9 protein-coding genes are annotated in these 10,984 nt (G+C 40.4%); 8 read left to right on the top strand and 1 reads right to left on the bottom strand.

Going from position 1 to position 10,984, the window contains the following annotated elements; translation table 11 throughout:
* Nucleotides 1–23 precede the first annotated feature (23 nt).
* On the bottom strand, nt 24–698 hold the full coding sequence (locus ACESPU_RS12590; RefSeq protein ID WP_048927898.1) for a TonB-dependent receptor plug domain-containing protein: 675 nt from the start codon (nt 696–698) through the stop codon (nt 24–26).
* 177 nt (nt 699–875) lie between these two features.
* Between ACESPU_RS12590 and ACESPU_RS12585 the strand changes: the two genes are divergently transcribed.
* The 8 genes from ACESPU_RS12585 (at nt 876) to ruvA (ending at nt 10,965) form a co-directional block, all read left to right on the top strand.
* A complete protein-coding gene (locus tag ACESPU_RS12585; protein WP_057326074.1) occupies nt 876–1,661 on the top strand; it encodes an inositol monophosphatase family protein in 786 nt (261 codons plus the stop codon).
* Between the two features lie 226 nt (nt 1,662–1,887).
* Nucleotides 1,888–3,618 carry a tetratricopeptide repeat protein gene (locus tag ACESPU_RS12580; RefSeq protein ID WP_048927991.1) on the top strand — a complete coding sequence of 577 codons (1,731 nt, stop codon included), beginning with the start codon at nt 1,888–1,890 and terminating at the stop codon, nt 3,616–3,618.
* A gap of 88 nt (nt 3,619–3,706) precedes the next feature.
* Entirely contained in the window at nt 3,707–4,072 is a 366-nt protein-coding gene (locus ACESPU_RS12575) for a DUF3244 domain-containing protein (RefSeq protein WP_048927899.1), read from the top strand.
* A gap of 618 nt (nt 4,073–4,690) precedes the next feature.
* Nucleotides 4,691–6,589: a 1-deoxy-D-xylulose-5-phosphate synthase gene (gene dxs / locus ACESPU_RS12570; RefSeq protein WP_008773943.1), complete on the top strand. Its 1,899-nt coding sequence runs from the start codon at nt 4,691–4,693 to the stop codon at nt 6,587–6,589.
* Nucleotides 6,590–6,609: 20 nt separating this feature from the next.
* Nucleotides 6,610–7,947, top strand: coding sequence for a Trk system potassium transporter TrkA (gene trkA / locus ACESPU_RS12565; RefSeq protein WP_005861043.1), 1,338 nt, complete (start codon nt 6,610–6,612; stop codon nt 7,945–7,947).
* A 9-nt stretch (nt 7,948–7,956) separates the two neighbouring features.
* Nucleotides 7,957–9,411 (top strand): TrkH family potassium uptake protein, encoded by a 1,455-nt coding sequence (locus ACESPU_RS12560; protein ID WP_005861045.1) that lies wholly within the window; start codon nt 7,957–7,959, stop codon nt 9,409–9,411.
* An 11-nt stretch (nt 9,412–9,422) separates the two neighbouring features.
* The gene (locus tag ACESPU_RS12555) at nt 9,423–10,310 is read left to right on the top strand and encodes an SMP-30/gluconolactonase/LRE family protein (RefSeq protein WP_158532655.1); all 888 of its coding nucleotides are present in this window, start codon (nt 9,423–9,425) and stop codon (nt 10,308–10,310) included.
* A gap of 64 nt (nt 10,311–10,374) precedes the next feature.
* A complete protein-coding gene (ruvA, locus tag ACESPU_RS12550; RefSeq protein WP_008773941.1) occupies nt 10,375–10,965 on the top strand; it encodes a Holliday junction branch migration protein RuvA in 591 nt (196 codons plus the stop codon).
* Nucleotides 10,966–10,984: the final 19 nt, after the last annotated feature.

Here is a 10,984-nt window from a genome sequence, read left to right as displayed (position 1 = left end):
ACGTTTCTCTTTTTCTTATTTGTTTATTTGCCTGTTTTTATGACGATCGCTCCGTTTGCGCCTCTTACCCCGTATTCACCGGCGTCTTTCAATACTTTTAATTCCGAGACATCTTCGACGGGAATCGTGTTTAGAACAGATAGGTCCATCGGTATACCGTCTACCACTACTAGCGGGTCACTAGGACTGTTTAGGGAAACGCTCGCACGGATGCGTACGGAACCATCGGCGAATGTTATGCCACTCATCCTTCGTAGCAGGCAATAGAGATCCCGGCATCCGGTTTTCTGTATCTCTTCTTTATTCATAACGCTTGAGCTTACTATTTTGTTTCGTTCCCTTTCCATAATTTCTTTTAGGGCCTCATCCGGTTCAAAACTACGCTTTGCGTTGAATGTGCTATTCTCTAAAGTAATGGTTATATAATTGTATCCGTTGACTGGGACTTTGACTATATTTCTTGTTTTCTTAATAGTGACGAACAAGGTATCATTCAGGTTAGCCCCCGGGATGGTGAATACGCCATGTTTGTTCGTTTTCACGGTGATCGGATTCTGACTGCCTAGCGTGACCGGATAGCGTTTGATTATTTTATCGCTGATGTCACGCAATACACCGACTAAAGTATCATTCTGTGCCAAAAGTATTTGACTGCTGAATGATAAGATGATGATTGAAAGATAATGTATTGTTTTCATAGCTCAATCTTTTTAGCTGAACATAACACAAAGATAATATAATATTTCTTAAAGGCAGAGTTTTAGGGTAAATTCGTAATAGGTATTATTTTTACGTTTCTATGTGGTCTCATTTGTCGCTAAAATGAGATTACTATAAATGGAAATCATTACATTTGCCAAAATAAAATGAACGGTATGGAATTAGATTTAGCCTATTTGTGTAAGGAGGTTCGAGAAATAGCTCGTGCTTCTGCGACATTCTTAAAAGAAGAACGCCGAAAGTTTGACTGGAACTTAGTGGAGGAAAAAAGTGCTCATAACTATGTATCTTATGTGGATAAAGAATCGGAACGACAGATCATAGAGGCTTTGTCTACTTTGCTACCCGAGGCTGGTTTTATCGCGGAGGAAGGCTCTGGAAGTTTGACCGATGAGGAATATTGTTGGGTAATTGATCCATTGGACGGTACTTCAAACTATATTCATGATATCGCACCTTATTGCGTGAGTATCGCTTTAAGAAATCGGAAGGAGTTATTGTTAGGAGTAGTCTATGAGGTGTGTAGGGACGAGTGTTTTTATGCAGTGAAAGGTGGTAAGGCTTACTTGGATGGGAATGAGATACATGTATCGGATGTCTCAGTACTGGATAACGCTTTCATTGCGTTGGGTTTCCCTTATAACTCTGATGCTTATCGTCCGGTAGCCGCTCATTTGGTTGATAGGTTGTATGGTTTTGCGGGAGGTACCCGTTTGATGGGATCTGCCGCCGCTGAACTGTGTTATGTGGCAGCAGGACGTTTTGATGCCCGTATAGAGGCCTTTTTAGGCCCTTGGGACGTAGCTGCTGGTGCCTTGATTTTATTGCAGGCCGGAGGAAAAATATCGGATTTCAATGGAGGAGAGAACTGGGCTTCGGGTGAACAGGTAGTTGCCAGCAATGGCAAGGTTCACTCTCTTGTGTTGTCTTTGTTGCCCTAATACTAGAGTAATCCTGCGTATTCTAGTGCTTCTGTGTGTATTTAAAAGGTAAAAGAGTTTAAACTTACTTCTTATTTGCGGGGTGTTTGATCCGTTTTGATTTTCAAAACAGATGGAGGAATGCAAATACCCGTAAATCCTCGTGTGTGTCTAATTCAGTAAAAATCAAGACTTTTAGGATTAGAGATTTTACTTACATTTGTGGAAAATAAAAATGTTACAGAGTATGAAAAACAATCTATACGTCTTTTTTCTGTTCTTTATTACTGGACTAATGTCATGTAGCCATCACTCAGGTCTATATGAACATGCGGAAAAGATAATGTCCCAACATCCCGATAGCGTTTTAACATTGCTATCAACAATACAAGATGTAAATGATCTTTCAGAAAAGGATCGTGCTATGTACTACCTACTTTTGACAGAAGCTCAAAATAAAACTTATGTCAAACCTACTTCAGATTCGTTAATTACAATAGCAGTTGAATTTTTTGATAAAACGGAAGATTGGGGAAGAAAAGCAAAAGCTTGGTATTATAGAGGGAGAATAAACCAAGACCTAGGTGATGCTCTTCATGCGCAGGATTATTATTTGAAAGCGTTGCAGGATGAAAATCAGATTAATGATTATATACTTATTGGACGAATTTATAGTAGCATAGGAATGTTATATACATATCAAAATGTGTATGAAAAGGCTCTTCCTTACCAAAGGAAGGCTTTAGATCGCTTTGCTTTAATGCAAGATTCAGTTGGAATATCATATGTTTTGAGAGATATAGGGCGAACTTTTACTGCTTTAGAAAAGAAAGATAGTGCAATAGCATATTATGAGCAAGCTCTTCTTGTTTGTAGTAGTCGTAATAAACCTCTGGTTTATGGTGAATTAGCCAGTTTGTATATAGATAAGGGAGAGTATCTAAAAAGTTACAAATATATACAGAAGGTTTTGAGCTCTCCTTCCAAAAAAGTGTTGTTGGATCCCACATATCTTACTTTAGGAAAACTTTTCCATAAAACAAATCAGATAGATTCTGCCTATTTTTATTTACGACTTTGTACTAATAGCCCTATTATTAAAACACGTGCGGGTGCTTTTTATTATTTGGCTCAATTAGAATTAGAAAAGAAACATTGGAAGAATTACGCTATCAATCAGATACAATATGAAGAACTGAGAGATTCTATTAATCTGATTAAGCAGACTGAGTCAATTCGTAAAATGGAGAGTCTATATGATTATCATCAAGCTGAATCAAAATTTTTGAAAGCGAAGATTTTGCTTGATAAAATGGAGATAAGATATTTATACGTGTGTTTGTTTGGTGGAGTTTGTCTGATTTGTGTTGTAATAGGGGTAATATGTGTATATTTCTCTATGAAAAGAAAAAGGATGAAGCTGTGTGAGCAACGAGAAAAGCTATTTGTGCTAAAGAAGAAGCGAGAGGAAGATCAAATACGTCTTGAACATAATGAAAAGATGATCCAGTGTTTAGAAAAGCAACTGGAAGAGTCTTCCATGGCCTATACTGAAAAAGAGAAAGAACTTATGGCTTTGCAAAAATTAAAATTGGAAGCCGAAAATCAAACTTTAAAATGCGTTAAAACGGAAAAGCAACTTCTAATTGAGAAATTTTGTATGTCAGATATTTATTATAGATTTCACCTTAAAGAAGAATGGAGGCCTAAAGAAGAGGACTGGAAGCAGTTGTTTAAGGGTATAGATGATGCATATGACAATTTTACCCATCGCTTAATGAGTGTCGCTCCTAAATTAACGATGACGGAATTGCGGGTAAGCTGTTTAATTAAAGCAAATGTTCCTCCTGTTACCATTGCTATGTTGATTGTAACAACACCAACTAATGTTTCAATGATAAGGAAACGATTATATGATAAAATTCACTCAGAGAAAGGCTCTTCTGAAAAATTTGATAAGTTTATACGTGACTTTTAATAGGATTGTGCATAATTTGTGCAGTTAGTAATATCCAGTTTTTTAACTAATCATGCTATGTTTGTTGCACAATTAATACACATTTATTATGAGAAATGCATGTAAATTTGCTGTTTTAGCAGTTATGTTGTTTTTAGTTCAGTTTTCTTTTGCGGATACTATTCCTACAGAAGGACAATGGAATGAGGAGGATTATTATCGTTCTGTTCACACAAACCGTCCTCCAGTAGCATCAATCGAAGGAGACATCCTTTCCTTGAGCTTTGAAGATGCTTTATCAAACTTGACCGTATGTGTCATGAATGATGAAGGAGTGAAAGTCTATGAAGATGTTGTTTCTTCAGAGGCAGGTGGAACTTATTCTTTCTCTTTAGCGGGAGAAGCAAATGGCCAGTATCAGGTTGTGTTGTTACATCGGTTGGGACACTTGACCGGTAGCTTTACCTTGGAATAAAAAATTAAGAGGTTTTGTAAGAAGAAAGAGCTGTTAAGCTTCTCGGTAAAATGGGAAGCACAGCTCTTTTTTATTTGGACAACTGTACCAAATACGAATCTTTACTTGAAAACGTATCTATGTATATGTTTTACCGCTAAACGTATCATTAATCAGCCGGGAGTCATTCTGTTTATTGTATATTTCTTGAAAATAGGCTCCATTGTAGCCTGCTTTACTATCCATAGAAATAGCGATTAGTATTAATAGAAATTCAAAATACTATGGATACTAATCGGAGCTTGGATAGATACGATTTTATTGTATGTTGATTATTAGGTGTATAGGTAATAGTTTGGAAATATTAGACTTATTGTGCTTTTTAAGAGATCAAATTTGGTGTGGTTGGGCTATTTTTATTTCCAAATGGTGTTATTTCATGACTATATTATAACTTGAAAAATTCATAGTTATGAAATTCACAACTCATAACTATGTTTTGAAAAAAACATAACTATGAAATTTTATAGGATTTAGCTGTTAAAATCAATATGGATTTCCCCCTTGTCTAAGAAATGACAGAACAATACTATTATATATGCCGTTTATTCTGTATTTTTGCCAGAAAAATTAGCAGACATGGCTGAAAGCAAAGTTGAACACCTATTGGATAGCATTCATTTTCCGGAAGACCTGAGACATTTGTCACAGGATAAGTTGGAGCAGGTATGTGCCGATTTGCGTCAATATATTATCGATGTTTTGTCTGAGAATCCCGGTCACCTAGGTGCAAGCCTTGGTACGGTAGAGCTGACAGTCGCCCTTCATTATGTATTCAATACCCCCTATGACCGTATTGTCTGGGATGTCGGGCATCAAGCTTACGGACATAAAATACTTACAGGAAGGAAAGATATTTTCCATACGCTCCGTAAGTTTAAAGGAATTAGCGGATTCCCTAATCCTGCGGAAAGTGAGTATGACGCTTTTATCGCCGGACACGCCTCAAATTCAATCTCTGCGGCGATGGGTATGTCGGTAGCCTCGGCCTTGAAGAAGGAACTGGATCGCCATGTGATCGCCGTGATCGGGGATGGCGCTATGACCGGAGGACTCGCCTTCGAGGGGTTGAATAATGCGTCTGCCAACCCTAATAATTTGTTGATTATCCTGAATGATAACGATATGGCGATAGATCATAGCGTAGGTGGTCTTAGCCAGTATTTAGTGGATATAACGACGAGTCAAGCCTATAATAAAATGAGATACGATGTGTATCGAGGCTTAAAGAAGATCAAGCTCATCAATAACGATCGCCGGGAAAACATCTTACGTTTTAACAATAGCCTTAAAGCATTGCTTACCCAGCAACATAATTTATTTGAAGGCTTCAGCATCCGTTACTTCGGTCCGGTGGATGGGCATGATGTAAATTATCTGGTGAAGGTATTGAATGATATAAAAGATATGCAAGGCCCTAAGCTGTTGCATATCAAAACGAAAAAAGGAAAAGGCTTTAAACCTGCGGAAGAGTCCGCTACGGAATGGCATGCTCCCGGAAAGTTCAATAAGGAAACTGGCCAGCGTATTATCGTTCGTAAATTAGATGAACCTCAATTATATCAAGACGTATTCGGTCATACATTGGTAGAGCTTGCGGAGAAAGATGAGCGTATTGTAGGCGTAACTCCGGCTATGCCTTCCGGTTGCTCGATGACTTATATGATGAAAGCCTTCCCGGATCGTGCGTTTGATGTGGGAATTGCGGAAGGACATTCCGTAACTTTCTCTGCCGGATTAGCTAAGGAGGGAATGATACCTTTCTGCAACGTGTATTCTTCGTTTATGCAGCGTGCGTATGATATGGTTATCCATGATGTAGCTTTGCAAAAACTACATATGGTGATCTGTCTGGATCGTGCGGGATTAGTGGGAGAGGATGGAGCTACACATCATGGCGTGTTTGATTTAGCATATCTTCGTCCGATACCGAATTTGGTAATCGCTTCCCCATTGAATGAGTTGGATTTACGGAATTTGATGTATACAGGCTATGCCGCTTTTAATGGCCCGTTCGTAATCCGTTACCCTAGAGGTAAGGGGGAGATGAAAGATTGGCGTAACGAGATGCAAGTATTGCCTATAGGAAAAGGGAAAAAGTTGCGTGACGGGGATGATATCGCCGTACTTTCTATCGGACCGATCGGAAACGAGGTGATCAAAGCCATCGAGATGGTGAAAGAAGAGGGGGTATCGATAGCCCATTACGATATGATCTACTTGAAACCGTTGGATGAGGAGCTGTTGCATGAGATCGGGCGGAAATATAACCGTATTATTACGGTAGAGAATGGAGTGATAAAAGGTGGTTTTGGTAGCGCTGTCCTTGAGTTTATGGCAGACAATGGTTATACGCCTCATGTAAAGCGTATCGGAGTGCCGGATGCGTTTATCGAGCATGGTTCTATACCGGAACTGTATCAATTATGTGGTATGGATGCCGAGAGCATTGCGAAACAGTTGAAAAAGGAGAATTGATTATTGTCAATTAATAAAATATGAAAATTGTCATAGCCGGTGCGGGAGAAGTAGGTACACATTTAGCGAAAATGTTATCTCAAGAGAATCAGGACATCATTTTGATGGATCCGAATGAGGAACGGCTGAATTTCTCAAAATCTAGCATGGAGATTCTCCCTATGGTCGGGAATCCGACCTCGCTTAGAGATTTGGAGGAAGCGGGGATCAAGAAAGCGGACTTGTTCGTAAGTGTTACTCCCGAGGAGACTACCAATGTGACGGCTTGTATGTTGGCTCATAATCTAGGAGCGCATCGTACGTTGGCCCGAATCAATAATTACGAATATTTATTACCCAAAAATAAAGAGCTGTTCGAGAAATTAGGAATCAACTCGATGATTTATCCTGAGATGTTGGCGGCTAAGGAGATCGTGACAGCTGTACGCCGTCCGTGGACACGCCAATATTGGGAGCTGTTTGGTGGAGCCTTAATTCTGATAGGTGTTAAAGTTCGGGATAATTCCCGTTTGGTGAACCGGGTATTGGCCGAATTGCTAAATGAGCAGAAGCTATATCATATCGTCGCTATTAAGCGAAAGAACGAGACGATAATCCCCCGTGGTACGGACCGGATAGAGTCTGGTGACATCGTGTTCTTTACGACGACCCGATCTCATATAGAGGATGTGCGCTTACTGGCCGGGAAGAAAGATCCGGAAGTAAAGAAGGTTATTATTATGGGAGGAAGCCGTATCGCTATCCGTGCTTGCCAATATTTACCTAATAACATCCGGGTAAAAGTAATTGAGGCTAATAAAGAGAAAAGTCATCGAATCGCTGAGGTAGTGCCTAGTAATGTCTTGATTATAAACGGAGACGGCCGTGATACTGATTTGTTGATGCAAGAAGGCATCAAGGATGCGCAGACTTTTATAGCTTTGACGGAAAATTCCAGCACGAATATATTGGCATGTCTGGCCGCTAAGCGTTTAGGTGTGTTTAAGACAATCGCTAAGATTGAGAATATCGATTATATCCAATTGGCGGAAAGTATGGACATCGGTTCGGTTATCAACAAAAAGCTGATAGCGGCCAGCCATATCTATCAATTTCTTTTGGATGCGGATGTCTCTAACGTGAAATGTTTGACCTTTGCGAATGCGGATGTGGCGGAGTTAGTGGCTCGCCCGGATTCAAAGATTACCAAGAAACAAGTCAAGGATCTCCGTCTGCCGAAAGATATGACTCTCGGTGGGTTGATTCGTGACGGTGAACCTATGATGATCAAGGGTGATACTCAGATACAGGCATACGATCATGTTGTCGTATTCTGCTTGGATACGGCTATGCGTAAGCTGGAGGACTACTTTAACTAGTTGATAGTTATGTTGAACGTACGTTTTATAGTGAAGATGCTAGGGGTGATGTTCATCCTTGAGACTTTTTTTATGCTGGCCGCTACCGTCGTAGCCTTCCTTTATCGGGGGAGTGATGTATATCCGCTTCTTATTTCAAGCGGAATCTTATTCGGGACCGGTTTTTTGTTCTACTCTATGGGCTTTAAGGCGAATGAACACTCGGCCGGTCGGCGGGAAGGAATGTTGATCGTGACATTGACTTGGATTTTATTCTCTTTATTTGGAATGTTACCATTCTATATTGGAGGATATATAGATAATGTGACCGATGCCTTTTTCGAGACCATGTCTGGATTTACGACTACCGGCTCTACTATTTTAACGAATATAGAGGCGTTGCCTAAAGGTATCTTATTCTGGCGGAGTCTTACACAGTGGCAGGGAGGTATCGGTATGGTCGTATTCACCGTGGCTTTGATGCCTATTTTCGGAGGTGGTGCCTCGCAGATGTTTGATGCCGAAACGCCCGGTATAACCCATGAACGTTTTCGTCCTCGTATTACGCAAGTCGCTAAACGCCTGTGGGGGGTGTATGTTTTTCTGACACTTTTTTTAGTCGGCCTTTTATGGGCTGGTCCGATGAATTTGTATGATGCGGTAAATCATGCGTTCACGGCTATATCTACTGGTGGATATTCAACCAAAAACGCAAGTATCGCTTATTGGAATTCCTCTTATATAGAGTATGTAATAACTATTTTCATGTTTATCGGAGCTACCAATATGACATTGGTTTATTTCTGTTTTAATGGAAATGTGAAGAAATTGATTAAAGATGAGGAGTTCCGCTGGTTTTTCTTTTTTGTTTTAAGCGCTATTATCGTTGTCATGGTGTGGATCTTGTACCTTGGATTCGCCTCGGATGTAGAGAATGCGTTCCGTAAGGCGGCTTTCCAAGTGGTGACCTTGGTTTCTACCTGTGGATTCGCTACGGATGACTATATTCCTTGGGGACCGTTTTTCTGGTTTATCGCATTGATCTTGATGTTTATTTGTGGATGCGCCGGATCTACTTGCGGTGGCTTGAAGATGGGACGCTTCGTTATTTTAACGAAGAATCTCTCCAATGAATTTAAGAAACAGACACATCCCCATGCGGTGATTCCAGTACGAATGAACGGGCATGTCGTATCTGGTGATATCGTACACCGTGTGTTAGCTTTTGTGTTCGCTTATATTACGTTAATCGTGGTGAGCTGTTTGGCTTTATCTTTGGATGGGATGGGATTTTCGGAGGCGATTGGTGCCGCTGTTTCTGCTATAAGTAACGTTGGGCCCGGCTTGGGAACGCTTGGTCCGGTAAGTAATTTTGCGGATGTCCCCACGGTGTCGAAATGGTTTCTGTCTTTTTTGATGTTAACAGGGCGTCTGGAGATATTTACGGTATTAACGATATTAGTCCCCGGTTTTTGGAAACAGTAAAATTATTGAAAATGAAAAGTATACAGGTCATTGCTAGTCTGCTGTGTGGTATTCTGTATTGTGGGATTTCTTTAAATGCCCAGAATGTATTGAAAGCAACGGGTTGGATGCCAGAGCACACATTTACTTCCGGTATAGAAGGGCCGGCTGTAGATAGCGAAGGAAATTTATATGCCGTAAATTATAAGAAAGAAGGGACGATCGGTATTGTACGCCCAGATGGTAGCCATGGCTGTTTTCTCACTTTGCCGGAAGGATCTACCGGGAATAGTATCCGCTTCGGGAAAGACGGAAATATGTACGTGGCGGATTATACAGGGCATAATATCTTAAAAGTGGATATGAGATCTAAGAAGATCAGCGTATTCGCTCATGAGCCAAAGATGAATCAACCAAACGATATCGTATTCGCACCAAATGGAAATATCTATGCGAGTGACCCGGATTGGCCGAATCAAAAAGGCCAACTTTGGTTGATTACCCCGGATGCGAAAGTCTCCTTATTGGAGACGAATATGGGAACGACTAATGGCATTGCTGTGAGTGAGGATGGTAAACGCTTGTACGTTAATGAATCTGCCCAATTAAAAGTCTGGGTATATGATATATGCCCGGATGGTACTTTAAGGAATAAACGTCTATTTCATACTTTTGAGGGGTACGGTATGGATGGTATGAAGTGTGACGAGAAAGGAAATCTTTATATTTGCCGTTATGATAAGGGCACTATAGCTTTGTTAAATCCGCAAGGAGATTTAGTTGAAGAGATTCAATTGACAGGAAAACAGCCGTCTAACTTAACATTTGGAGGACCTGATCATCGTCAATGTTATGTGACATTGCAGGATCGGGGTTGTTTTGAAACCTTTAAGGCTCCTTATCCGGGAAAAGAATGGTAACCCGATATACGTTTTTGATTAATTTTGCGTTATAATAGGTACGGAATATTAAAAAGATATATAGATGATAGAATATATAAAGGGTGAAATCGTGGAACTTACACCTACACGTATGATTTTGGAGTGTGGTGGTATAGGCTACGAGCTGAATATATCCTTGAATACATATAGTGCGTTTGGGAACAAGACTACCGGAAAAATATATATATATGAGGTAATCCGGGAAGATGCTCATTTACTATTTGGCTTTGCCGAGAAAATCGAAAGGGAGTTGTTCCTTTTGCTTACTTCCGTTTCTGGAGTGGGACCGAATACCGCACGCATGATCCTTTCTTCTCTACCGCCATCCGAATTGGTTCAAGTGATCGGTTCGAAGAATGAGGCCGCATTGACTGCCGTGAAAGGGATTGGTTTGAAGACGGCCCAGCGTATCTTGGTAGATTTGAAAAATAAGGTGAAACCTATGGAGAGTATGGCCGGAAACTTGCCGGAGGCATCAATCTCTAATGGAGCGGTAACCGAGGAGGCCGTAGCCGCATTGGTTATGTTGGGTTTCCAGAAAGCGGCTTCGCAAAAAGCGGTATCCGCTATTTTGAAAGGCTCGCCCACTTTAGCTGTGGAACAAGTAATTAAAACTGCGCTTAGAATGCTTTGATAATTGACAATTGAGGATT

Source organism: Parabacteroides sp. 20_3 (assembly GCF_964238835.1).
In the GTDB taxonomy this organism is placed as follows: domain Bacteria; phylum Bacteroidota; class Bacteroidia; order Bacteroidales; family Tannerellaceae; genus Parabacteroides; species Parabacteroides distasonis.
Note: the sequence above shows the minus strand (reverse complement) of the source record. Positions and strands in the feature narration are given on the sequence as shown.

What these genes read in the sequence shown, in the direction of transcription:
- ACESPU_RS12590 (WP_048927898.1), bottom strand. Translation starts at nt 698, where the DNA reads ATGAAAACAATACATTATCTTTCAATCATCATCTTATCATTCAGCAGT.
- ACESPU_RS12585 (WP_057326074.1), top strand. Translation starts at nt 876, where the DNA reads ATGGAATTAGATTTAGCCTATTTGTGTAAGGAGGTTCGAGAAATAGCT.
- ACESPU_RS12580 (WP_048927991.1), top strand. Translation starts at nt 1,888, where the DNA reads ATGAAAAACAATCTATACGTCTTTTTTCTGTTCTTTATTACTGGACTA.
- ACESPU_RS12575 (WP_048927899.1), top strand. Translation starts at nt 3,707, where the DNA reads ATGAGAAATGCATGTAAATTTGCTGTTTTAGCAGTTATGTTGTTTTTA.
- dxs (WP_008773943.1), top strand. Translation starts at nt 4,691, where the DNA reads ATGGCTGAAAGCAAAGTTGAACACCTATTGGATAGCATTCATTTTCCG.
- trkA (WP_005861043.1), top strand. Translation starts at nt 6,610, where the DNA reads ATGAAAATTGTCATAGCCGGTGCGGGAGAAGTAGGTACACATTTAGCG.
- ACESPU_RS12560 (WP_005861045.1), top strand. Translation starts at nt 7,957, where the DNA reads ATGTTGAACGTACGTTTTATAGTGAAGATGCTAGGGGTGATGTTCATC.
- ACESPU_RS12555 (WP_158532655.1), top strand. Translation starts at nt 9,423, where the DNA reads ATGAAAAGTATACAGGTCATTGCTAGTCTGCTGTGTGGTATTCTGTAT.
- ruvA (WP_008773941.1), top strand. Translation starts at nt 10,375, where the DNA reads ATGATAGAATATATAAAGGGTGAAATCGTGGAACTTACACCTACACGT.